Consider the following 23,628-nt stretch of genomic DNA (forward strand, 5'->3'; position numbering starts at 1 on the left):
GGGGTGCTTAATTGAGTTATTTAGACAAATATAAAAGAATGGTTAGTGTTGACAATATGAAAACTACGAAAGACCTTTTATTGGAAGCTGAAATTTTATCGTTTCAAGAATACTTAAATGGAGCACCTAATCAATATGCTTATAATAAGTATAAAGATACTAATAAATTTTTTTGCACAATACAAGATACTGCATTTAATGATAATAAGAATGGTGATGAAAAAATTTTATGTGTAGAAAATTCAAGTATTTTAGTAATGGGTGATTTAATAGAGTGTGACGGCAAGATATGGTTAATTTCTTTTGAAGAGCATAATACGGTTAAATCACATAAAACATTTATAATGAGACCTACTAATAATAGCTTAAAGTATATAGTAAATAAAAATCAAGTAAATGAGGCTATTTTTAATGTTCCTGCAATCGTTACAAATCAAACACTATATACAGTAGGATTGAATGATGGGACATACTTTAATACAGGAGATACTAAGTTAAGCTGTATTATAGGTGTTAGTAAAGATACCATGTACATTGCAAGAGATATGCGATTTATATTTAATACCAATAGTGAAAAGGTAGCTTATTTTATAACGTATGTAGATACTATCAGCAAAGAAGGATTACTAATTTGTACATTAAAAGAAACTATTATAGTAGAAGAAGACGATTTAGAAAAAGGTATCGCCTTTAATGATATGGGAAAAATATCAATTAAAGATATGGATAATACAACTAAAATTGTAGCAGTCCAAGGGACTAATGTGGATTATATTAATTTTGAAAGTTTAAAAAGTTACCATATGCTTGATGATAAAAATATAGAACCAGTAGGAAGAACTTTTAGTTGGAGATTAGAACAATCAGTTGAAAATCCATTAATTACTCCTGCTGACTTAATAACAAAATTGGAAATTATAAGTCCTGTTAGTTGTAGACTTACTTCTAATGATAAAATAAAGGGATATTTCAATTTAATTTCTATATGTAACGAAGATAAGACTGAAATAGTAAACAACTTAAGAATAAAAGATAGTATGGATTTATAAATATAATATGGAATGGAGATAAAATTATGGGTAATGCATCTAATAAATTAAAAGGAATAACAAAAATCAGAAACGAAATTATGAAAATCATAGATAAAGACTATGAAATTAAGAGATTAATATATTATAAAACAAGAACTCCATTAGAATCTACTGGAATAGATTTAGATAAAGGATTTATTCAACAACCAGATATTTCAGAAATGGATTTTATAAATGGAGAAAAGAGGATTTTTCCTATTTTTAGTAATGAAACACTATCAATTGCTAATGTTTTTATATTTGTTCGTAGATTTGAATGTAATTTAGAAGATGAAGTAATGGGAGATAATAAATTAGTTATAGACATAGCCGTGCCTACAATGAATTCTATTTTAGATAATAACCAAGATAGAGAATCTCAAATTGCTACAAAAATATGTGATTTAATAGATGGAGAAGTAATTCAAAGTTTGGGTAAAATAAAAGTGGTATATGCAAAAGATAGTATTATAGATAATGACAAAAAATTTAATTTATTATCTCTATTTTTAAAAATACCTACATTAAACACGAAAATAAAATAAGGATGTATGCTTACTATGATAAAGAATAAAGATTTAAAATTAAGGTCAATGAAAGCAATTTTTATAGATAAAGACTTTCCTTTATGTTATCCTATGAGTATTTTCGATTTTCATGAAAATATTGAATATTTAAATGTTCTAGCTATAACAATTATTAATTTATTACAAGGCTTAGATAAAAAAGATTATGATAGGAGTCAATACATTAAAAAAAATGTAAAAAATTTTGATGTAATAATGAATAGTAAATCTTTAATTGGTATGTTCGTAAATTTAATAAAAATACAATTCAAGCTTCCAATGAAAGATATAAAAGTAATGAAAGATGACAATGGTAATAACTGTTATATAATGATTCAAAAAAAATACTTTATACATAGAGATAACTATGATAAATTTAGAAATTATCTTATTGAGATTAATGATATAAAGTTTCCCAAACAGGTTGAAGATAAAGAATTAAATGAATGGTTTGAGAGAGCTAGATTGGCAAAATCGAGTAAAGATAATCCTACTATTGGAGAAACACTAGATTTATTATGCCTAGAAACAGGAATTGATTATGATACTTTAATGTATGGTTATTCGATTTATAGAGTAAATAGATTGATTGAAAGATATGGAGCAATTCAAGATTTCAAATCAAATATTCAATATATGTGTGCGGGTGCAGAAAAAATAGATTTAAAATCATATTTAACACATATTGACATAAATAAGGAAGAAGAGTTGAGTATTAAATTTGATGATTTTGCAACAAAAATGGGTGGAATAATTCAATAAATAAGAATTAAGATGTTTTAGTATTTAAAAATATTAAATTATTTTATATAAAATAATAATAAAATAGTCCGAGAGACTTTAAGAGGAGGAATTAATTATGTCATTATTTGGAAAAGATTTACAAATGGTTGATACATTTAATGTTAGTTACATTATAAAAGACGATGATGGGGTTGCAAGAAAGCTATTTAGTGGTTCTACATCAAAGGCAACACTAGATTCAAAGGTTGATAAAATAGAGGTATTTAGTGGTATTGGTCAACAAAAGACATTTAGTTTATTTACTAAGAAGGATTTATCTTTAGATGTTGAAATTGAAGAATTCGACTTGAATTACATAGCTATGAAACATGGGGTATTTATTGACAAGTCACAAAAAGGGACTTTTGTTGTAGGTAAAAGTTATCCTGTTACTGCATTAGCTACTACAATATTAAAGTGTACAAGATTAATCAATCTCCAAGATGAAGCAGGTGTAGACTTGAAAATTGTTGCAACTAAACCCTCAAAAGTGAATGAAGTTCAAGTTGTTATTACAGCAGGGACAGCAGTTCTAACATTAGAAGCTACTTCTACTGTAAAAAATCTAGTTGCAACATTTGAAGGAGAAGCAGATGCATTAAAAGATAATTATACAATATCATTTGGAGCAAGAGCATTCCCAAAAGGTGGAGAACTTATTTGTCAATCTATTGCATATGATTCAACACCATCAATAGTAGGAGATATTTACTTAAACTTCTATAATGCGTTACTTGACCCGAATGGTTCACTAGACTTTTCAATGGGTAAAGCTACTAAAATACCTGCTAAGTTTGAGATATTGAGACCAAGAAAATTACCAGATGGAAGTCTTAATATTGATGACAAACTTGGAAATATGATTATCACAGAAAGATAAAATAATTTAAAAATAAGCCTATATAAATCCCTTACATAATAAGGCTTATATGGGCTTATTTTTTATGTAATTATTTAAAATATAAAAGGAGCATATATGAAAAAAATAACAAATGATAATAAATATGAAAAAAATAAAATATTAAATTGCAAAGAATTTATAATATCAGTTGCTAATTCAAAAGGAATAAAAATTACAGAAGATAATTTTAAAATAAGAAATGGTGAAGAATGTTTATATCTCTCTCATAATGGGAAAGAGTGGATTGTAATAGTGAATTATGATGGTTCTTTAACAAGGCTTGACAAGAATACTACAGGTAGATTAAAACGCAATAAAATGAGCTTTCACAAAGATAAATGTTCCAATTCTAAAATATACTCTTGGATTATTATGCTTGATTCCGTGGCTACTACCCACAATCCAAAGTCTATGAACCAAAACCTAGGAAAATCAATGAATTTAGTTGATAGAATTATGAATAAAAAATAAATATATGAAAGTAAGGTGGCATAAATGATAAAATTAAAGGGTGTGTTAAAGTGGTCGAAGATAATAATATATACTTTATTTTAAATAGAGATACTGATTCTGTTAAAATTGGGATTACTAAAAGAGAAGTACAAAAAAGATTGAATGCCCTACAAACAGGATGTCCTAATAAATTAGAATTAATATATGCAGTAAAAGGCAATTATACAACTGAAAAATATTTGCATAAATTATTTGATTTTGACAGGATAAGGCTTAAAGGAGAATGGTTCAATTACTCTTATCATATAAAGCAATGGATTAATAATGATAAATTTTTAAGAATTAATCAATAAAATACGTTAAACCTCATTGAATTATTTACATATTATGGTAAAATAAGAATGTGCATTAATCTAAATAATAGATAACAAATATTTTAGTTGGTATTATTATGTAAATAAGGCTAATATTTATGGTAATTGTATTGAAATATGGAAAAAGAGGTGCTATAATGAAAATACAGATGTGGACAAACAAAAAGAAAGTGGTATTGTACAATGGCAAAATATACGGGGGTATATATATGAATAATTTAAAATCGTTTAACCTACATAACTTTATAGTAAGTAAAAACCCCACTATAATCTCTTCCAATGAGGCGTTAAAAGATGTTGAGCCTATTAAATGGAATGAAAGTGTTTTATCTGGAAAGAACAAGATTTTAATAGATTCTAATAAATAATGATGAATTATGGAGATGGGGCAAAATGTGTAAAGTTGGGGACATTATATTAGTACAAGAATGCAAAGATAATTGCATAGAATTAGGTAAACATTCATTTATTGTTTTAAGTGATGTAGCAGGTGAGATTCAAGGCGTAGCATATGATATTATATGCAATGTACTATCTTCATTTAAAAATGATGAACAAAAAAAGAAAAAGCTAAGTTATGCAGGAAATTTTCCTATAACTTGTTGTGACTCTAAAATAAAAAATGGAAATAAACTTGATGGCTATATAAAATCAGAACAGTTTTATTACTTCAACAAAGAGAAACTTGATTACATGGTTTTAGGCCAGATTAGCTCAGATGTATTAGCTTCCCTTATGACATTCATACAAAATTTAGATATACCGTTCAAAGCAATAACCGAAAACTTATAAATTTAAAACTAGGCTGATATAATATTGGTCTAGTTTTTTATTGTAAAGGGATAGCATATATTGACAAGATGTTTAAATATGGTATGATAGTTGAAGGATGAAACTTAAAGGAGAGATTTTAAATGTGGTATATATTAATTCCGATATTATTAATAGTAATAATGATGGGACTCTTGTGTGTGGGGGCTAAAGAAAAAGGGAAATTTTTATTTACAGATATTCATACAATATATATAGATGGATTACCAAATGTATTAAGTGGTATTAAAGTCCAATTTCAAGTTGATAAAGATAAGTTTATCTTATGTGAACATTTAAGACCTATAAAAGAAATAAATAAATCTAATCTAATAAATGCAGAAATAATGAGTGAACACCAAATAACACAAAGAATTTCACTTGGAAAAATGATTGTATTTGGTGTTTTTAGTTTAGCAATGAAAAAAGATAAAATAGTTCATATAAATTATTTAGTTGTAACATATAATCAAGATGGAGAAGAAAGACAATTAATATTGAATCCCACAGTGAATTTGAAAAGTTCAGTGGATTTTTTAAGAGAATACATTGGAGTGACTTGCTAAGGTTTCTCACTTATTATAAAAAAGAATAATTATAAATCAAGGAGTAACTTTTAATAGGTTACTCTTTTTATTGTGTCAAAATATAAAGTAAAAATTAGGAGGCAATTAATAATGAAAAATAACAAAACAATATCAATAGATAATTTAGGAAGAAATGAAATTAAAGCAATTTTATACACAGGTGTAGAGGGTGAACTTGTAATTACATATGCTCAAAGTGTAATTGTAGATATCATTGAGAATGAAACAATTGAGCATCCAGTAATAATTTATAATCCCGATATAGAAACTCAAAGCATAATCAAAAAAATAATTATGAAACAAGTTAATGATAGTAAAGATTCAAATGATGGCAAAGTAGATATTAAAATAGACGGTGAAGAATTCATAAAATCACTATTGAAAATGCTTACTAATATTGATTTAGGATTAGATGCCGATACAGAAGAAAATAGAGAAAAAATAAAGAGAATATTAGATGACCCAAGTCCTTTATTGAAAAAAGTAAGTAGCATAGTTTTAGCTATATTTCGTGAAATTGGTACGGAACTACGTGATACCTTTGATTCTGTTTCTAAAATGTCAAATGAACAGATAGAATCTTATAATAAGGAAACTAAAGAAGAATTAGAAATAGTAGAAGTGGAAGAAATCAAAGAAACTGATGAAGAAATATTAAAAAGAGAATATGAAGAAAAACTGTCTCAATTAGAGATAAAAAGAAGTGAAATTAATGGCAAATAATTTGGCAGAAGTAATTGCAAAAGCTAAAGAAGTAGCACAAAAAATATTGGAAAATGAAGTAGCGGAAGCAATTATCAAATTAGAACAAGACCATATTCAAAAGGATGTATATAATGCTTATACTCCAAAAATTTATCCCCGTACAGGTGACTTAAAGAAAAAAGAAAATTTCAAAATAGAGAGAACTCTGAATGGAATAAGTGTGAAGAATGTAACTGTTCATAATGGAGTAAATGGAGAAGTTAAAGATATAGTGGATACAGTGGAATATGGTCGGAATTATGATTTTACTGGATATGCATATTCTTATGAAGAACCAAGACCATTTGTTCAAAACACAAAGGATGAATTGGTAGCAAGCCAACTCCATGTTAAAGTATTAAGGGAAGAAATGAAAAAAAAAGGATTTAATGTAAGGTAGGCTACTCATAGTCTACTTTTTGTTTTATTTAAAAAGGAGGCTGATTATATGGGAGAATTAGACATTAAGTTTGATATAAGTTTTAATGAAAAAAATAGTGATAAAAATTTAAAGAATGTATTAAAAATGTTAGAAACAAATAATAAAATAGCTTTAAGCCTAGATGCTAATGCATTATCAAGTATAAAAACTCAGATTGAATCTATGCAAAAGAAATTAGGTGAAGGAACTGGAACTAAACTGGCCGTTACATTTGATAAAGAAAAGTTAGATTCTCAATTGTCAAATATTAAAGCTAAATTAGAAAAATTAGGAAATACAGATGTTAAAGTAAACTGGGCTAAAAATAATAATGATGCAATTATAACCTATAACAATAGTTTAAATACTGCAATTAAAGAAACTTATACACTTGGAGAAGCAACGAGAAAAGTTAATGATACGGTTATTTCAAGTACTGTTTTCAAAAAGAATGTAGACGAATTTAAAAATGCCAACAAGAATTTATACGAAGATTTAGAAAAAAGAGCACAGGCTATAAAGACTGCAACAGGAACAAAAGCCTCTATTCAGATTACAGACGATGGAAAATCGGGTAAAATAAATGGAGCAGTTCTAACATGGACAGACAATGTTGGAAAATTACAAAAAGAATATTATAAACTGCAAACAACTATTACTGAGACTAATGCTACTATAAAAACAACTTCTTCTTTTGCTAATACTAAAAATACATTCACTGATAATATTCAAAAATCAATAACAATGTTAAATAGTTTTAGTAAAGAATTAAATAAAATAAAAACTAAAAATACAGGATTAGATGTAAAGACAGGAGAAAATACAGGGTTTAATAGTAATTATACTAGTACACTCAAAAAAATCAATGCTTTGAAATCAGCAGGAGTATCTATTTCAGAGGAAGATAAAAATAAAGTAACAGAAATGCTCAGTCTGTTAAGTCGAGAAAATGATGCTATAAGTAAAAATATAGCAAGTGAAAGAATTAAAGAAAAAGCAATGCAGGATGAAATTCAAAGGGTTAGTAAATTAGGTGAATTGAAAAATGTATCAGTTCCCACAGGTATGTTTGGTAAATCAAGTGAAGAAATTAAGGCATGGGTTACCTCTATAAGTGGAGCAGATGCTAAAATAAATAGTTTTAAAAAGAGTGCAGATACACTACAAGCACCTTTTGCTCAAATGGTTATCACTACTAGGAATAGTTCGAATGAATTAAGACAAGAGACTGTAATCTTAGATAGTAATACTAATTCATTATATAGAAATGAAGTGGCTCTCAAAACTAATACTTCAAGAAATGTTGACTTCATGGATAAAGTAAAAAATGCATGGTCAACAGTTACGGCCTTTGCTAGTATTTCGGCTTTAATGTATAAAGGCATTCAAGAAGTACAGTCTGGAATTCAAACGGTTATAGAATTAAATAGTGCTCTAACGTCAATTAATATGACAATGGAAATGTCAAGTACCGAAATGAATACATTGACAACTGAAAGTCAGAATATGGCAAAGCAAATGGGAATATCTATTGAGGAAGTTATGAACGCAGTAAAAGTTTATGCAAATGCTAATGAAAATGTACAATCTATTTTAGATAAAACTAAAGCAGATATAATGTTGGCTACTGCTAGTGGTATGAATACAACGGAAACAACTGATGCGATACAAGCTATTATGAATCAATTTGAGTTAGAAACAGAGGGTAGTGCTGAAAGAATTGCTAATACTTTGGAAAAAGTTAGTGCTAACATGCCTATGGATTTTGGAAGAGGAATTAAAGAAATGACAGAAGGTATCAAGATATCTGGTTCTGTGGCAAAAGATGCAGGGTTTGAATTGGAACAGTATGAAGGAGTTCTTGGTAATATTATTTCTAGGACAAGGTTAAGTGGGTCTGTTGTAGGTAACGGATTAAAAACTGTTATGGCAAGATTAGGTAAGGCCAAGACAGGGGATGCATCTGTAGAAGAAATTAGTAAAGCAGAAGGAGCATATCGTCAATCTGGAATAGAGCTAAGAGATAAATCAACTGGTGAATTCAGAGAAATACCAAAAGTATTAGACGAATTATCAGTAAAATGGAAAACCATGACAAATGTACAAAAAAATTATATTACAGAGGTTAGTGCAGGTATTAAGCAGGGCAATATTTTTAAAAATATGATGAATGGTTGGACAGATAGCACAGCTTTATATGCTAAGGCATTGGATTCAAGTAATTTTGCACAAGAAAGACAAGCAATATACTTAGAATCAACAAAAGCAAAAATACAACAATTCAAAACTGCAATGGACGTTATGTGGCAAAATACAATATCATCTAAGGGTATGAATGATATAATTTCTGTTACTACAGTACTAGCTAAAACATTTTTAAATTTAAAGGGAATTATTCTATTAGTAGCAACAGCTTTTGCAGTTTTTAATGGACAAGCAATAGTAAGTAGTATTGGAGCTATGTTGAGTGGAGTAGGGGCTACGGTTTCTTATATTGCAGGATTATTTGCATTAACTGGTGCTGAGGCTATGGCAAGTATAACTACAACTAAATTAGCTTATGATATTAGATTACTTGGTACTGCTATGTTAGAGAATCCATTAGGTATAGCTTTAGTAGCCATGACTGCTATGATTGCAGGACTTGTATTATATAAAAATCACCTTGAAAATGTGAAAAAAGCAAATGACGAATTATTTGAATCCTCAAAAAAGATAGAAAAACAACGAGGTGATGCATCTGTACTATTAATGAAAATGGACTCTTTGCAAAAACAAGCAAATGATACTTCTGATGTAAAAAAATCTACTCAAGCTAAATCAGATTTATTGGAAGTTCAAAAACAGATGGCAACGATATTACCAAATACCACCTCTGGGTTCACGGATGAAGGAGTAGCAGTTTCTGAGAATACATCCCTTATTAGAGAGCAACTAGAACTTAAAAAACAGGAAATGGTTTTAAATGCACAAAAATTTATGAATGAAAATAAAGGAATGTCTGAATTAGCCACAAAATATGCACAAGCTAAAAAAGATGTACTCGCATTAAAGGTTGCCCAAGCACAAGGTAAGAAAACTATTACTGTTCAAAATGATTATAAAGACGGAAGTAAAACTGCTACGGTAGAAGTTGATATCTCAAAAGCTTTGGAAGAGAAAAACAAATTTATGCAAGATAGTATAAGCTTAATGGGACAATACAACGTATACTCGGATATTTTAAATAAGAATACGGGAAGCAGTATGCAAGCTATAACATTAGAAACCAAAGCCATTGATGCAAATACTAAGTCTACAGAAGATAATGCTAGTGCTACTGGTAGTTCAACTGTTAAGGTTTCAGATTTTGCAACGGCAATGGGCACAATGTCCGAACTTATGAAAACTGCAAAAGTAAATATAAGTGAAGCTAATAGTATATTAGACCAACATACAAAAAGTAATGAATGGGATTTAGAAGCTATTATAAAATTATCTGATAAATACCCCGATTTGTTAGAATGTATAGGCAATGATGCTTCTATGACAGAAAAATTAAGGACAATTAAAGAAAAAGAAAAAAATACTGTTTTAGATTCATTAAGAAAACAAGTATTAGCAAATAATGCGATGGTTGATTCATTAGCTACTGCTTATGGGGTGGATGTAAAGAATAAAGCTATGGCAGAAGGGGCTAAAAATCAATCAGTTATAAATGCTATTAAAATTAGAATACAAGCCTATCAAACAGAAATGGATGCTATAAGTACTACATCTCAAGCTTCAAATAAATTAGCACTATCAAAAGGTCTGAATTCATGGCTGTCTAGTGGGAAGATTTTAGAAACGGCAGATGGAGATAAAGCAAAAACAGATGCCCTTAAGGCAAAAATTGCACAATCCCAAACCGATTTAAAAAATTTAACTACTGCAACTGAGAATTACAATAAATTGAAAACGGTAAGTGGTAATTTAGATAAGTATTTAACAAGCACAGGGGATGACCTAAATGATGGAACTAAGGAACGTATAAAGGCAGAAAAGGCAGACACCGCCCAACAAAAAGAATTGACGGCACAACAGAAACTATTAACTGCCGAAACAAAACGAGCAACAAATGCAACAAAAGATTATGAAACAGCAATGAAGTCATTAAGTATTCAACTTAAAGCCCAAGATATATCATTGGGTAAGCTTAATGAGAACTCAAGTAAGTATAGGTCGGGATTAGAGAAGAAAGCTGAACTCCTTAAGGCAGATATAAAACTAACTGAACAATCTATTATCACAAACACTAAGAATGCAAAGGCACTTATGAACATTGAAGGGAAACCTAATACAAGCAATACAATTTCTTCTAAAAATGTTGCTAGTTCCGCAGGCCAAGCTGTAGTCAATGAAGCTAAAAAGTATCTTGGAACTCCTTATGTATGGGGTGGAACTAATCAAGAAGGCTTCGATTGTAGTGGTCTCGTTCAGTTTGTCTATAAGAAGTTAGGCAAGGATATATCTAGGACTACAACAACCCAAATAAATGAAGGCAGTAAGATTGCTAAAAAAGATTTACAAGTAGGAGATACCGTATTCTTTGGTAATCCCTCAGAGCCACATCATGAAGGGATTTATGTTGGTAGTGGCCAATACTTACATGCCCCAAGAACAGGGGATGTAGTTAAAATATCTGATTTGAATTCAAGAAGTGATTTTGCGGGGGCAAGAAGAATGGTAAGTGGAGGAACTTCTATCCCTTCCGAAATTCAAGGATTTATGGGAGACTCTACAACAGATGGTGGCTCAGATAAAATATTAAGTGAGATTGAAAATCAGAGGTCTCACTTGGTAGATGCAAGAGAAGAACTTGATAAACTAAAAATTGAGGTATTGAAGTCTAAAGTAGGAGTGTTTGATGAACAAGTTGCGATATATGATAAATATATTAATCTAAATAAAGCTAAGTCGGAAAGATTTGAAGTAGGTAGTATAGGTCATACTAAGGCTATGAATGATGAATTACAAGCCATGACTAATAAATATATTAATCTTACTAAAAAGACCCAATTATTAAATGAAGAGATAAAGTCTGGTGGTTATGATGAAAAAACGGTATCTGATTTAAAAACCCAATTGTTAGATACTGATTCCGCTTATCTTGATATTTATAATAATATAAGAACTTTAACTAAGGAAATATATGCGAATGCTTTTGCTGAAAATGATAAGCTATTAGCTAAATTTGAGAGTGATGCAAAAAAAGTTGATGATTCGATTAGTTTGCTAGGAACAATTGATACTGTTAAAGAAATGGGAAAACAATTGAGTTTAATAACTGATAAAAAAGTTATTAAACTAAGTGAGTTAGTGAAAATTAATCATGAGATGGAAGCATTGAATGAAGAATTAAAAACCATTAATTCTACCACTACTCAAGGTGAAATAAGATTAAAAGCTGTAACTGATAGGTTAAAATCATTAGCAGAGACTCAAGTTAATCTTGAAATAAGTATCACTACAGATGAAGAAAGTATTAATAGTATTCCAGAACAGATAAAGTCAAAACTCATGGAAGAAGCTAATTTTGTAAAAAGTATGCAAGATAAAATTGGAGAGGTAATTAAAAAACGTTATGAAGAAGAACAAAAACTTGCTAAAGAAAATTTAGATTTAAAAATCAAAGCAAGAGAGAAAGAACATAAAAACATCATAGCGAAACTTAATGAAGAAAAAAATGCATATAAGGAGTTTTATGAACTCAAACTTCAAGACTTAGATAGAGAAAAGGGTCAATCTCAATATGAGTCAAAGATTAGTGATTTAGTAAAAGCTAAAATGATTTTACAAAAGGAATATGACAGTTTACTCATGGATGACTCTCTTGGCTCTAAGGCCAGAAGGTCAGAATTAAAGGAAGAACTTTCTAATTCTCAAGAAGGTATCAATAGAGAACAATACGATAGGAATATTGAGCTTCAAAAGGATAATATTTCTGCCTTGCTTAAGGCCGAAGAAAATAAAACAGATAAGGAAATTAAAGGTAAGGAAGAATTATATGATAAGGATAAAGAAGCTTTTGACATATCCCTTAAACAAATAGAAAAGAAGTATGAAAATCTATTGAAGGCAGAAAATATATATAGAGAGTCAACAAAAATATTAATTGATAATCAATATACAGATGAAGAAGGGCATATAATCAAACTAACTGAACTTATGACAAAATTTACTGATGAATGGGGAGACGGGTTAAGTGCTGTAGGGGATAAGATTAAAACAGAATTACTTGATAATATAGCAAAAGCACAGGGATATCTTGGAGTTGAGTCTAAAACAACGAAAGATGAAAGAACTCAAATAAAAGATATGACTGACATGTCTGTATATATTGATGGAATAGTTTATAGCTTAAGTGAGATAAATGGAAACCCCGATAAATACAAAGATATTGTAGCAAATGCAAAAGTGGTATATGTGAAAGGTATGAATGATGAAATATGGGATGATAAAGCAAGTAATGCCAATTCTACTAATAAAAGCATGATTGAAAGTTCTGAAAAAAAAAGAATTAAAGAAATGAAAGTGATGTCTGCTTATGTTGATGGAGCTATTTATAGTTTAAATGATTTGAACTCAAATCCAGATAAATATAAAAACATTACAGATAAGGCAAAAGTAGTATACATTAAAGGTATGGATGGAGATATATGGGATGGGAAAACGAATAAAAAAGAATCTTTTAGCGAAGGTGGAGTAATTGATTATACAGGGGATGCTAAAGTTCATGGCTCTCCTAATAATTCAGAGGTCGTATTTAATTCTAAACAAGCGTTAGGATTATATAACTTTGTTAAAACAATGCCAGTCCAATCATTCAATCGAAATGCTATTTCTCCTCCACAATTTTCACAACAAAGTATGGAGTCCGTGGTTCATTTAAGTGTTGATAATTTGATTAATGTTAATGGCAACGTTGATAAAGAGTCATTGCCAACTTTAAAGGAAATTTCCAAGTTTGTAATAGGAGATATTCAAAAAGAACTTAATAAAACTGGAATTTATAGGAGAGTGTAGTAATACACTTTTTTGGTACATAAGGCATCTGCAAAGGGTGTCTTTTTTAATACCCAAAAATAAAAATTAACGAAAAGGATGGTGAAAGATTATAACAATATAATTGTCCCATTTATTACAAATTTATAAAGGCTGAAAGTGAGGTAGGTAAAGATATAAAATAGAAAATGCCAGAGCGTATTAAAGCAAATAAGTGTTATAAAAGTTATGAAAAGTAAAGAAGAAATGAAAATATATAGGCACAATTATTACATAAAACATAAGGACATAGAACAGGCACAAATGAAAGTATGGCAAGCAAATAATCCTGAAAAGGTTAGACAGATAAAGGAACAACTTAAAGAAGATGGATATTATAAAAATTATTATGATGCTAATAAAGAAGAGATAATAGCTTATAACATTAATTATAGGAAGAATTTCTATAAACAATTTGAAAGACATGTAGTTTATCTTCTTGTTAATAAAAGTATGAAAGTTTTATATACGGGGTCAAGTTTTAATATTAGGCGAAGATTGGAAAATCATATTGGAGGATGGTCTCATTTAGAATTAACTAAAGAGAAATGGAATGCTTTAGAGTGTAATTATTTTCAATATTGCTATTTAGATGTGGGTGATAATAATGAAAGATTATATATTGAAAGCTTATTAATAAATAAATTTGAACCAGTATTAAACTCTTATGAGCCTATTAAAAATAATAATATTACAGAAGCAAGGAAAGCAGAATTAAAAGAGTATGCAGATACTTTAATATTTAAGGTTTGGGATAAATAAATACAAATTGAAAGTATGGATAATGATGGAAAATAATAAAGAATTAGAATATATAAAAAACGAATTGAAGAATGGGGTATATAAAATAGAGGATATAGAAGTCAAAGATTCTATATTAGATATGTGTGTAGGTTATAAAGGATATAAGCAATTAGTTAAATTAGATTTAAATACAAAGTATCCTGTAATAGCTGAATTAAAAGAAGCATTAAATAAGTGGGTTATTAAATGTGATGCTAATATAAAATAAGCATATACATTGCTCTATCATCGTTTAGAATGGTTTTAAATTACATTGATGATACGTTATACGTTTTAGTATATAGATTCAATGAGAGTGATAAAAGGTGACCAAGGCAATGGCTTTAGGACATGTTGTTTAAAGTGGAAGGAGGTGATTACATGAAAGGTGTGCCAACATCAAAAGAAGAGATTGAGGACATACTATGTTTATATATACAAGGGGTGGGAGTTGCTGAGATAAGTAGGCAAACAGGTATTCCTATTCGTACAGTGTATAACAATTTGAAACGTGAGGATGTAGTGAAGAGGTTGCAAGAAGAAGCAACATTCATGAAAACCCAAACAAGAGCTATGTTAATGAGGGATGCGACAAATTATGTCAATAATCTCAAAGATATAGCTAATAAGAGTACAGATGTTAGAAGTAAACTAAAGGCTAATGAGGTATTGTTAGCGTATTTGATAGGTTCTCCTACTTCAAATGTAGATGTAACTGTTAACGAAACTGCTGATAACATTGACAATGCTAAAGACCTATTAAAGAAGTATCGTACTAAAACAGCAGATACTACACAGGGTATAGAACAAGAATAGTAATAACATATAGATAGAGATATTAAGTTATCTCTATCTTAATAGAGTACATATGTTTATATTATGTGTATTGTATTAAGATATAGTTCGTTTGGGGTAAGGTGCAAATGAATACTATTGTAGGATTAACAAATGGCTTAACTACTATTCGTTTGAAGTTGTATTTTAATTAATGAACAAGTATTCGCATATATCCTTGACTTCATATGAACACTATGATAATATAAGTACATAAGATATGAAGGTGAGGTTATCAATATGAATATAGGATATGTAAGAGTTTCAACAATAGAACAGAACTTGGACAGACAGTTGGAAGGATTAAAGAAGCATAACATTGATAAGATGTTTAATGAGAAGGTTAGTGCTAAGGATACTAATAGACCACAGTTACAAGCCATGTTAGACTTTGCAAGAGAAGGAGATACAATATACATCCATTCATTTGATAGGTTAGCAAGGTCAACTAAGGACTTATTAGACATAGTAGAGAAGTTAAACAGCAAAGGAATACATTTAGTAAGTAATAAAGAAAGTATAGATACATCTACGGCTACTGGTAAACTAATGCTAACTATGATAGGTGCAATAGCTGAATTTGAACGTACCAATATGTTAGAACGTCAGAAAGAAGGCATAGCAATAGCAGTACAAGAGGGTAAGTATAAAGGACGTAAAGAAATAGAATATCCTGCTAACTGGACTGAAATATATGATAAATATAAGACTAGGGAAATGACAGGAACTAAGGCAATGGAGATATTAGATTTAAAAAGAACAACATTCTACAAATTGATAAAACAATGTGAGGAAGGTAGTAAATAAACTATCTTCTTTTTTTATTGTAATCAAGCATGTGTGTAAATGCAAGGGGTTTAAATAGATATTTGATTATAACGTTCGACATATATAGACAGGGGTAGGGGTACTTCTATCTTGACTTTACAAATAAATTGGGTAGTAACCTCTACAAATTTTATAATAAAAATAGAGACTTTGAATAAAAGAAGAATACATTTCCTTGAAACTATCTTCAAGGAAATCAAAGAGCTATTTTGGTGAATATTTTTGCATCATGTCCATTAAAGCTATGAGTTTATTCGGTTCATTTAACATTGCAGGCAAAAGAGATTCCATTAAAGTTGCCTCAGTAGTTTTTGAGCCAGTATCTGTATTAACTTATCAGCTAATACAGATACTGCTGAAGTATCTTTGTGTGATATATCAACCGTTAATTGTTTAATAGAATCTTGGATTTTAAATATTTCTTGTAAAATTTGAGCATTAAAATTTGATGCTTGGTTTTCTATAACTGAAGTGCTTTCATCAAAGTTTATATTTTGAATAGTTTTAATAAGTCTTGTTTTTAATTCCTCAACAGCATCCAAATCAGAAAGGTCATAAGGTAAAGTTCTGATTGCAGATATATCAAAAGGAAGTTTAGTTCCCTTTTGGCTTAAATGAATAACGGGCTTGCCTAAAGCAAATCTATATCCAAGTTCAAAAAATGCATTTGGGTTATGTTCTGTTAGGTCAGCTATAACTAAATCTGAGTCTTTTAAATTTTTAATTATTGTTTCAGTTATTGAATCGGTATCATTTAAATGGTCAACTCTTATAGGGTCAAGTTCACATGATTCACAAACAGGAGTAATTATATGTTTAAATAGTAGGTCTGAGCGTTTACGAGTCGTTGTATTTTCATCACCAATAGGACAAACAATAAAACATTTTTTCACAAATTCCACCCCCTTTAAACAAAATTTTACCATAGTGTGATAAATAATACAAATAGAAAAGCATTTTAATAATCAATTAAATATAAAAGGAGAGGATAATATTAATGGACAACACAATAATTAACAATGATACTACAGCACAAACACTAATAACTATAAAAGTAGATAACAAAAATATAAATCACGCTGCACTCAATAAATTTTTAATAGAGTTAGAACAATTACAACAGAAACATTCAATAATTTCAGCAAAGGAGGGTGTTGTCTATGGCAGATAATCAGCTAGAACAACAGTTATTAGACCTACAACTACTAGAAAAGCATCTTACTAAAATGTATGAAAAAGAGGGATTAAACTATAAAGAATCTTTAAAAATAGCACAGAAAACTATAGATAATGAATCAAATATATTTGAATTTAAAGGGTTAGCATGGTTAGTAGGTAAACAGGATTTAGAATATTTTTGTTTATATTTTTTATCTAATATTTATTGTGGTGAAGGGAAATCTCCTTTATCAGAAACGCATTTTCAAATATGGCAAGAAATTCAAGATATGATTCTTAAAAAAGATTATACTCAACGAAATTACGTTTGTCCAAGAGGTTTTGGCAAGACCACATGTATTTCAACACCTTTAGCAATATGGTGCCATTGTTATCAATATAAAAAATATACTGTCATAGCTTCAGCAGTAGGTGACACAGCAGATGAATTTCTAAAGAATATTAAGAATGCAATAATTGATAATAAAAAAATAGAATCAGCATTTGGAAAGTTAATTGATAGTAAAAAATACATATGCAATAGTGAAAAAATAGAATTTACTAATAGAACAATGATACAAAGTATATCAGCCAGTGGAGCTATTAGAGGTAAGAACTATAATACTTCAAGAATAGAACTTTTAATCCTTGACGATTATCAAAAATCAGATGAAACTAACACAGAAGAAGCTACAGAAAAGAAATGGAAGATATTTAATGAAGATGCTAAAAATGCTATGCAAAAGAATAATTCTACTATATTAGGAGTTGGAACAATACAAAGGGATACATGCTTCTATAGTAGACTAATTAAATCAGCAACATGGAAGAGTAGAATAGAAAAGGCTTTACCACTAGATAATAATGCAATTAATGAATATTTTCACAGTGATTTATGGGAGCAATTTTATAAATTATTAGCAAACACTAAAGATGATAATAGACTAGATACTGCAAAAGAGTTTTACTTCCAACATATAAATGAGATGAAATTTCCTATGTTATGGTGTGAATATTGGGATTGTCTTGATTTTGCCTTACTTTATTATGAGGATAAACAAGGGTTCTTTCAAGAGTATCAAAATGATTTGTCATCAATAGGCGAGAAAAGATTCCAAACCATTATTACAAAGTCTAAAGAATATATTGAAGCACAAAAGTTTAGTAAGATATGTTTATCAATTGATCCGAGTGGTACTGCAAGAAAGGGTAAGAAGAAAGATTATTATGCTTTTGCTTTAGCAGGACTAAGTAATAATATAACCTATATCCGTAAAGGAGAAATTAAAGACTTTGAGTATGATGATTATATAAAACATACTCTTTTTTTTATTGCGTGAATATAAGGATATTACACATATTGCTATAGAAAAAAATGTGTATAGTGGTGCTGATGTAATTAAATTACAAGAGTTGATAAGTAAAGATAAAGAATTATGTAATAGAAGATTAACATTTATAAATGAGCATAGAACAAAGAACAAGTTTAATCGTATAGATACTTGCGTAGGAGCAGTTAACTTAGGACAAGTTATATTTTGCGAAGATGATGAAGAAGCTATTGAACAACTAAAGGAATACTGTGGAGAATTTTCCATACATGACGATTTTCCCGATGCATTGGCTGATGTTGTCCAAAGACTTTTAGAAATAAAAACAACTCAATACCTAAAATTTGATACAGGATTCTACTTTTAAACTTAAAAAGGAGCGTGATACTAAATGACCGAAGTAACAACAAATACCATAGTATTAGACGATACAATGTTAAATAAAATGTTTGATGTTTTTAACAAAATACAAACTGCACCAGAATTTGAGTATGCAAAGAAACAGAGATATTATAACTCTAAGCATGACATATTAACAGATTATAATATTTTAAAGGGTAAAACACGAAGTAATGAAATAATAATTAGTAATTACATCCAAAAATTTGTAGATTTAGAGAGTGCATATGTAGCTTCTAATCCTATTTGCTTTACAAGTTCTACAAAAGAGACTATACATATAGAAGCTTTATATCAGTACATAAAAGGATTTAGTAAGAATTGTTATTCAGACTTATTAAAACAAGTTGGTATATATGGAGAAGCATATAAATTATTATATTATGTTGTGAATCCGCTAGGCGGATATACATTAAAATCAAAAATATATAATCCTACGAATGCATTCATTATTAAAAATGATTTTGATGAAATAGAATATTTTTTCTATGTATATAGTAAGAACTTTTTTGATGACAGCAAATATATAGATGTATATACTAGGGATTCTATTACAACTTATAAGGTCTTAGAAAAGGATACTAAAACTATTAAAGTTAATGAATATAGTTTAAAAGATTTTGAATTAATAGACCAAGTAGAAAATCTATTTAAAGAAGTCCCAGTTTCAATATGTAAAATTGATAAAACTATATTTGATAAGATAAAGAGAATTAATGATAATTTAAATATATCTTTATCAAATAATATCAATATTTCTAATGATTTTAGAACTTCTTTTTTAGGAATTAAAGGTGCTGAAATAAAAGAGGAGGATAAGGAAAAAATAAATGAAGGTGGTGTAATCTGCATACCTGCTGATGGTGATGTTAAGTTTATTACTAGAGATATTAACTCGGAATTTGCCATAACACTTATTGAAACTTGTATAGACCAAATATATCAGCAAACTGGACATATAAATTCACAGGAGAAAACTACAAGCAATACAAGTGGTTCTAATCTTAGGAATAGATTGATTCAGCTTGAACAACGTTGTGGAGAGTTATCTAATTCACTTCAAGATGCAATATCTAATGAAATTAGATTGATATATAATTTTGATAGTTTAGTTAATAATACTCAATATAATTATCTTGATGTAAATATCAAAACTACAATGAATGTCCCAATCGACATAATTGTTTTAGGAGATTTTATTTCAAAAGTTAGTGATAAATTCCCATTAACAACGTTATATTCTTTATGTCCTTTCGTAGACAATCCTCAGTTAACTTTTGAGAAGTATCTTGAAGAAAGAAGAATATTAATAAATTTGGAAAATGGTGATATATTAGACGACATAATAGTTGATGGAAATATAGAGGATACAGAGGATACAAATGAAGAATAAAAAACAAAAGGAGTTAGAGAACAAGTTGCTGACTCTTTTTGTTTTTTCTATGAAATATAATAAGAAACTTGCACCATTATTAGTTAAATATAAAATATATAAAAATGAGTTAATTAATGAAATCAATAAAATATATAAGAAATATACTAAGGATGGTAAATTTGTTATCACTTCAAATAGTCTCAATAGAGAACTAAAGAAAATAGAGCCTACTATATTTAAAATAAGCAATGGTTTATATGAACAGGAAAAAAATATACTTCCAATAATTTTATATCTTGTAAATGATGAAGTTTATGGTAAGACTTATAATATTTTGAATAAGGACTCTAAGGACTTTAAAAATATGAGTAAGGAAGAAATAAATAAGATTACTACAGGATTTAAAATTAGTGGAAAAACAAACTTGCAAAGGATTAAAGATAATAAGACTATTTTTAATAGTAAGTTAAATAAGGATATTAAAAATTCATTGAAAGAATCTAAAACTATTGAAGATACTAAGGCTTTAATAGAGGATAGATTTGAAAAAGAAATGAAAATAGCTATGAGACTTACTAATAATGAAATAGCAAGAGTTTACAATGCTACAGCAGACGTATTATATAAACAAAATGGAGTCCGTAGGGTGCAATGGATTTCGCAACTCGAACAAAATACATGTGGTGAATGTGCTGATTTAGACCAAGAAATATTTGATATAGAAGATGCCCCTATTCCAATAATTTCAACACATACAAGTTGTCATTGTATTTTAGTACCAATAGATTAAAACAATAAAAAATAAAAACGCACTCTTTAGGACTAGAGACTATGGAGGACACGAAGGGATGGTTATTAATATGAGTATTGAAAATTTACAAGAAATACAAGAATATTTTACAACAAATGGAGAAAATGAAGAGGTTAAAAACTACATTGGTGGATTTAATAAAATAGACATGAATGGGGTTAAATCATTCTTAGAAACTAATGAAGAGGGTAAAGGATATTTAAACTCTTACTCAGATTCAAAAGTTACTAAAGGCATAGAAACATTTAAGACTAATAATTTGCAAAAATTAATAGAGGCTGAGATGTTAAAAAAGAATCCATCATTAACACCACAAGAATTAAAAATCCAAGAATTAGAGAAGAAATTTACTGATATGGAGAAGTCAAAAACAAAAACTGAGCAAATGTCAAAATATAAAGATGTTCTCCAACAAAAGAAAATACCTAGTAATATGGTGGACTTCTTAATTGATGATGATGAAACGGTCACAGAGGCAAATATAACACTTTTTGAGGATTCTATGAAATCTTATATAGAAGAAGCTATTAAAACTAAGTTTGGTAGTAATGTACATATACCCTCAGATGCGACTGCAACTACAACATCGACTATAAGCCAAGAGGAATGGAATGCTAAAAAGAATGATTTAGATTGGTATGCAAAGAATAAAAAGCAAATATATGAAAGTATGAAACAGGGATTAATTAAAAATAAATAATTAGTCCTTTTATTATGTCTTTTTTAGAATTTTGAAGACTTTAAAGAACAAAATGACTAATATTTGATAATGAATTTTCGTGATGGAGTTACAAAATGGTAACCGTCAATTAGGAGGAATATTTTATGAGTAACAAATTTATACAAGAAACAGTTTCAAGAGAAATTTTGGTGGCACAAAGAGATGCATCTGTAATAAGACAATTCTGTGCGACAGAATATGAAGGAGATATTAAAGGAAAAGGTACATCTGTAAAGGTTAATATCTTAATTCCTGCTACACTTAAGGATACTTCTACTAGCCCAGTTTCAAGAGAGGCAGATGGACTAGATACTAATACTGTTACAATATCCCTAGAACAAGACAAAAACTATAAGTTCGAAATATCTCATAAGGATGTAGCTGAGGGTATGCCAACTGGGATGTTTGCTGAAACGCTTACAGATATAGGACAACAAATTGCTCTTGAAGCAGATAAGCTTGTATTATCTAAATATACTGAGGTTTTAAAAGAAAATATAATCCCTAAAGCTTCCGTAGATAAATCTAATATCTATGATTACTTAATAGATTTAGATGTTAAAATGGATGAACTAGAAATACCTCAAATGGGTAGAATAGTTGTATTACCTCCAAGGATTGCAGGACTTTTAGCTAAAGATACTATAATCAGAACTGCTAAGGAACAGGATATGCCTTTAGGTTATGTTACAAAAGTTGGTAACTTAACAATAGTAAAATCTAACAATGTAGCTATAAAAGAAGTTTCATCTGTTAAAGATTCTTTTGAATGTTTAGCATTTGTTGCAGGAAAAACTTTTGCACATGTTAATGGATTTTGTGAAGATAAAGTAGTAGATAGTAGTGTAGTTACTACTGGATTTAAGGATATTGCCATGGGACAAATAATCTCAGGTGCTAAACTTGTAATGGCTAAATATGCAGTTCTTTTTGAGATATCATATAAATAATACATAAAAATAAGGGGGTATTTGGGTAACTCCAAGTATCCCCATTTTTTTCAATAAGGAGGCAGAGAAATGTGGTTTTTACATATAAAAAATAATACAGAATGGGATATACAAGATAAGGAACATCAAAATAGACTTTTAAAAGATATTGATTATAAGGTAATTGAGAAAGTTGAAGAGACAAAGCCAGCATTGGATTATGACACTTTATCTTATGCAGAAATTCAAGCAATTGCAAAAGAAAAAGGTCTTAAATATAATGGGATAAAAAAAGTTGAATTAATAGAATCTTTAAAGGAAGGTGAGTAAGAAATGAAGATATTAACAATGTTAAAAATGTTATTAGGTATGGATACATTAGATATATCAAAGGATGAAATATTAAATTTTACACTAGAAAATAGTAAAATAAAAATATCTAATTATTTGAGAGATTTATATGTTCCAAATGATGCAGTAGAAAAACTTGCATTTGAAACAAAATATTTCAACGCAATAATAGAACTAGCAAAATATGATTACAAAAATCAAAAAGCCACAGGAATAAAGCAATATTCAGAGAGCAAAAGAAGTGTAACTTATAAAGATTCTATAGATGGGATTCCGTCACAAATAAAAGCAATGCTACCAAAACCTAGTATTGTAATGTTTTAAGGAGGTGTAA

Annotated in this window: 26 protein-coding genes; 25 read left to right on the top strand and 1 reads right to left on the bottom strand. The window is 28.9% G+C overall.

What is annotated here, in order from left to right:
• Positions 1-11: 11 nt before the first annotated feature.
• The 16 genes from Ctaglu_RS10475 (at position 12) to Ctaglu_RS10545 (ending at position 16,198) form a co-directional block, all read left to right on the top strand.
• A complete protein-coding gene (locus Ctaglu_RS10475; RefSeq protein WP_125001077.1) occupies positions 12-1,049 on the top strand; it encodes a hypothetical protein in 1,038 nt (345 codons plus the stop codon).
• A 26-nt stretch (positions 1,050-1,075) separates the two neighbouring features.
• Positions 1,076-1,615, top strand: coding sequence for a YomW family phage-derived protein (locus tag Ctaglu_RS10480; protein ID WP_125001080.1), 540 nt, complete (start codon positions 1,076-1,078; stop codon positions 1,613-1,615).
• A gap of 15 nt (positions 1,616-1,630) precedes the next feature.
• Entirely contained in the window at positions 1,631-2,398 is a 768-nt protein-coding gene (locus Ctaglu_RS10485; protein ID WP_125001083.1) for a hypothetical protein, read from the top strand.
• A gap of 97 nt (positions 2,399-2,495) precedes the next feature.
• Positions 2,496-3,299 carry a YomU family phage tail tube protein gene (locus Ctaglu_RS10490; protein ID WP_125001086.1) on the top strand — a complete coding sequence of 268 codons (804 nt, stop codon included), beginning with the start codon at positions 2,496-2,498 and terminating at the stop codon, positions 3,297-3,299.
• A 96-nt stretch (positions 3,300-3,395) separates the two neighbouring features.
• Complete coding sequence (locus Ctaglu_RS10495; protein WP_125001089.1) at positions 3,396-3,791, top strand: hypothetical protein; 396 nt, start codon at positions 3,396-3,398, stop codon at positions 3,789-3,791.
• A gap of 50 nt (positions 3,792-3,841) precedes the next feature.
• Positions 3,842-4,126, top strand: coding sequence for a GIY-YIG nuclease family protein (locus Ctaglu_RS10500; protein ID WP_185732664.1), 285 nt, complete (start codon positions 3,842-3,844; stop codon positions 4,124-4,126).
• Positions 4,127-4,356: 230 nt separating this feature from the next.
• A complete protein-coding gene (locus Ctaglu_RS25140; RefSeq protein ID WP_185732665.1) occupies positions 4,357-4,515 on the top strand; it encodes a hypothetical protein in 159 nt (52 codons plus the stop codon).
• Positions 4,516-4,540: 25 nt separating this feature from the next.
• The gene (locus tag Ctaglu_RS10505; protein WP_125001095.1) at positions 4,541-4,939 is read left to right on the top strand and encodes a hypothetical protein; all 399 of its coding nucleotides are present in this window, start codon (positions 4,541-4,543) and stop codon (positions 4,937-4,939) included.
• Between the two features lie 122 nt (positions 4,940-5,061).
• A complete protein-coding gene (locus tag Ctaglu_RS10510; protein WP_125001098.1) occupies positions 5,062-5,523 on the top strand; it encodes a hypothetical protein in 462 nt (153 codons plus the stop codon).
• Between the two features lie 111 nt (positions 5,524-5,634).
• A complete protein-coding gene (locus Ctaglu_RS10515) occupies positions 5,635-6,267 on the top strand; it encodes a hypothetical protein (RefSeq protein ID WP_125001101.1) in 633 nt (210 codons plus the stop codon).
• Positions 6,257-6,688 (top strand): YomN family phage-derived protein, encoded by a 432-nt coding sequence (locus Ctaglu_RS10520; RefSeq protein WP_125001104.1) that lies wholly within the window; start codon positions 6,257-6,259, stop codon positions 6,686-6,688. The genes Ctaglu_RS10515 and Ctaglu_RS10520 overlap by 11 nt, the downstream gene beginning before the upstream one ends.
• A 48-nt stretch (positions 6,689-6,736) precedes the next feature.
• Positions 6,737-13,756: a phage tail tape measure protein gene (locus tag Ctaglu_RS10525; RefSeq protein WP_125001107.1), complete on the top strand. Its 7,020-nt coding sequence runs from the start codon at positions 6,737-6,739 to the stop codon at positions 13,754-13,756.
• A 207-nt stretch (positions 13,757-13,963) separates the two neighbouring features.
• On the top strand, positions 13,964-14,536 hold the full coding sequence (locus Ctaglu_RS10530) for a GIY-YIG nuclease family protein (protein ID WP_125001110.1): 573 nt from the start codon (positions 13,964-13,966) through the stop codon (positions 14,534-14,536).
• A 22-nt stretch (positions 14,537-14,558) separates the two neighbouring features.
• Positions 14,559-14,786, top strand: coding sequence for a hypothetical protein (locus Ctaglu_RS10535; protein ID WP_125001112.1), 228 nt, complete (start codon positions 14,559-14,561; stop codon positions 14,784-14,786).
• Positions 14,787-14,938: 152 nt separating this feature from the next.
• A complete protein-coding gene (locus Ctaglu_RS10540; RefSeq protein ID WP_125001115.1) occupies positions 14,939-15,373 on the top strand; it encodes a hypothetical protein in 435 nt (144 codons plus the stop codon).
• Positions 15,374-15,631: 258 nt separating this feature from the next.
• Positions 15,632-16,198 carry a recombinase family protein gene (locus Ctaglu_RS10545; RefSeq protein WP_125001118.1) on the top strand — a complete coding sequence of 189 codons (567 nt, stop codon included), beginning with the start codon at positions 15,632-15,634 and terminating at the stop codon, positions 16,196-16,198.
• A gap of 311 nt (positions 16,199-16,509) precedes the next feature.
• Here the strand turns inward: Ctaglu_RS10545 and Ctaglu_RS10550 are convergent, their stop codons facing one another.
• Entirely contained in the window at positions 16,510-17,112 is a 603-nt protein-coding gene (locus tag Ctaglu_RS10550) for a nucleoside 2-deoxyribosyltransferase (protein WP_233439748.1), read from the bottom strand.
• A gap of 104 nt (positions 17,113-17,216) precedes the next feature.
• Between Ctaglu_RS10550 and Ctaglu_RS25145 the strand changes: the two genes are divergently transcribed.
• From Ctaglu_RS25145 to Ctaglu_RS10590, 9 genes are all read left to right on the top strand, one after another.
• On the top strand, positions 17,217-17,390 hold the full coding sequence (locus Ctaglu_RS25145) for a hypothetical protein (RefSeq protein ID WP_185732666.1): 174 nt from the start codon (positions 17,217-17,219) through the stop codon (positions 17,388-17,390).
• Positions 17,380-18,717 carry a hypothetical protein gene (locus Ctaglu_RS10555; RefSeq protein WP_125001121.1) on the top strand — a complete coding sequence of 446 codons (1,338 nt, stop codon included), beginning with the start codon at positions 17,380-17,382 and terminating at the stop codon, positions 18,715-18,717. The genes Ctaglu_RS25145 and Ctaglu_RS10555 overlap by 11 nt, the downstream gene beginning before the upstream one ends.
• A gap of 37 nt (positions 18,718-18,754) precedes the next feature.
• Entirely contained in the window at positions 18,755-19,075 is a 321-nt protein-coding gene (locus Ctaglu_RS10560) for a hypothetical protein (protein WP_207669465.1), read from the top strand.
• Positions 19,076-19,099: 24 nt separating this feature from the next.
• A complete protein-coding gene (locus tag Ctaglu_RS10565; protein ID WP_125001128.1) occupies positions 19,100-20,500 on the top strand; it encodes a phage portal protein in 1,401 nt (466 codons plus the stop codon).
• On the top strand, positions 20,490-21,272 hold the full coding sequence (locus Ctaglu_RS10570; RefSeq protein ID WP_125001131.1) for a minor capsid protein: 783 nt from the start codon (positions 20,490-20,492) through the stop codon (positions 21,270-21,272). The genes Ctaglu_RS10565 and Ctaglu_RS10570 overlap by 11 nt, the downstream gene beginning before the upstream one ends.
• A 58-nt stretch (positions 21,273-21,330) precedes the next feature.
• Positions 21,331-21,993 (top strand): DUF4355 domain-containing protein, encoded by a 663-nt coding sequence (locus Ctaglu_RS10575; RefSeq protein WP_125001134.1) that lies wholly within the window; start codon positions 21,331-21,333, stop codon positions 21,991-21,993.
• A 125-nt stretch (positions 21,994-22,118) separates the two neighbouring features.
• Positions 22,119-22,964 (top strand): major capsid protein, encoded by an 846-nt coding sequence (locus Ctaglu_RS10580; protein WP_125001137.1) that lies wholly within the window; start codon positions 22,119-22,121, stop codon positions 22,962-22,964.
• 69 nt (positions 22,965-23,033) lie between these two features.
• On the top strand, positions 23,034-23,273 hold the full coding sequence (locus tag Ctaglu_RS10585; protein WP_125001140.1) for a hypothetical protein: 240 nt from the start codon (positions 23,034-23,036) through the stop codon (positions 23,271-23,273).
• A 3-nt stretch (positions 23,274-23,276) separates the two neighbouring features.
• Positions 23,277-23,618 carry a phage head-tail connector protein gene (locus tag Ctaglu_RS10590; protein WP_125001143.1) on the top strand — a complete coding sequence of 114 codons (342 nt, stop codon included), beginning with the start codon at positions 23,277-23,279 and terminating at the stop codon, positions 23,616-23,618.
• The last annotated feature ends 10 nt before the right edge of the window (positions 23,619-23,628 follow it).

The organism is Clostridium tagluense (assembly GCF_003865095.1).
Classification (GTDB): Bacteria; Bacillota; Clostridia; order Clostridiales; family Clostridiaceae; genus Clostridium_AD; species Clostridium_AD tagluense.

What these genes read in the sequence shown, in the direction of transcription:
- Ctaglu_RS10480 (WP_125001080.1), top strand. Translation starts at nt 1,076, where the DNA reads ATGGGTAATGCATCTAATAAATTAAAAGGAATAACAAAAATCAGAAAC.
- Ctaglu_RS10485 (WP_125001083.1), top strand. Translation starts at nt 1,631, where the DNA reads ATGATAAAGAATAAAGATTTAAAATTAAGGTCAATGAAAGCAATTTTT.
- Ctaglu_RS10490 (WP_125001086.1), top strand. Translation starts at nt 2,496, where the DNA reads ATGTCATTATTTGGAAAAGATTTACAAATGGTTGATACATTTAATGTT.
- Ctaglu_RS10495 (WP_125001089.1), top strand. Translation starts at nt 3,396, where the DNA reads ATGAAAAAAATAACAAATGATAATAAATATGAAAAAAATAAAATATTA.
- Ctaglu_RS25140 (WP_185732665.1), top strand. Translation starts at nt 4,357, where the DNA reads ATGAATAATTTAAAATCGTTTAACCTACATAACTTTATAGTAAGTAAA.
- Ctaglu_RS10505 (WP_125001095.1), top strand. Translation starts at nt 4,541, where the DNA reads ATGTGTAAAGTTGGGGACATTATATTAGTACAAGAATGCAAAGATAAT.
- Ctaglu_RS10510 (WP_125001098.1), top strand. Translation starts at nt 5,062, where the DNA reads ATGTGGTATATATTAATTCCGATATTATTAATAGTAATAATGATGGGA.
- Ctaglu_RS10515 (WP_125001101.1), top strand. Translation starts at nt 5,635, where the DNA reads ATGAAAAATAACAAAACAATATCAATAGATAATTTAGGAAGAAATGAA.
- Ctaglu_RS10520 (WP_125001104.1), top strand. Translation starts at nt 6,257, where the DNA reads ATGGCAAATAATTTGGCAGAAGTAATTGCAAAAGCTAAAGAAGTAGCA.
- Ctaglu_RS10525 (WP_125001107.1), top strand. Translation starts at nt 6,737, where the DNA reads ATGGGAGAATTAGACATTAAGTTTGATATAAGTTTTAATGAAAAAAAT.
- Ctaglu_RS10530 (WP_125001110.1), top strand. Translation starts at nt 13,964, where the DNA reads ATGAAAAGTAAAGAAGAAATGAAAATATATAGGCACAATTATTACATA.
- Ctaglu_RS10535 (WP_125001112.1), top strand. Translation starts at nt 14,559, where the DNA reads ATGATGGAAAATAATAAAGAATTAGAATATATAAAAAACGAATTGAAG.
- Ctaglu_RS10540 (WP_125001115.1), top strand. Translation starts at nt 14,939, where the DNA reads ATGAAAGGTGTGCCAACATCAAAAGAAGAGATTGAGGACATACTATGT.
- Ctaglu_RS10545 (WP_125001118.1), top strand. Translation starts at nt 15,632, where the DNA reads ATGAATATAGGATATGTAAGAGTTTCAACAATAGAACAGAACTTGGAC.
- Ctaglu_RS25145 (WP_185732666.1), top strand. Translation starts at nt 17,217, where the DNA reads ATGGACAACACAATAATTAACAATGATACTACAGCACAAACACTAATA.
- Ctaglu_RS10555 (WP_125001121.1), top strand. Translation starts at nt 17,380, where the DNA reads ATGGCAGATAATCAGCTAGAACAACAGTTATTAGACCTACAACTACTA.
- Ctaglu_RS10565 (WP_125001128.1), top strand. Translation starts at nt 19,100, where the DNA reads ATGACCGAAGTAACAACAAATACCATAGTATTAGACGATACAATGTTA.
- Ctaglu_RS10570 (WP_125001131.1), top strand. Translation starts at nt 20,490, where the DNA reads ATGAAGAATAAAAAACAAAAGGAGTTAGAGAACAAGTTGCTGACTCTT.
- Ctaglu_RS10575 (WP_125001134.1), top strand. Translation starts at nt 21,331, where the DNA reads ATGGTTATTAATATGAGTATTGAAAATTTACAAGAAATACAAGAATAT.
- Ctaglu_RS10580 (WP_125001137.1), top strand. Translation starts at nt 22,119, where the DNA reads ATGAGTAACAAATTTATACAAGAAACAGTTTCAAGAGAAATTTTGGTG.
- Ctaglu_RS10585 (WP_125001140.1), top strand. Translation starts at nt 23,034, where the DNA reads ATGTGGTTTTTACATATAAAAAATAATACAGAATGGGATATACAAGAT.
- Ctaglu_RS10590 (WP_125001143.1), top strand. Translation starts at nt 23,277, where the DNA reads ATGAAGATATTAACAATGTTAAAAATGTTATTAGGTATGGATACATTA.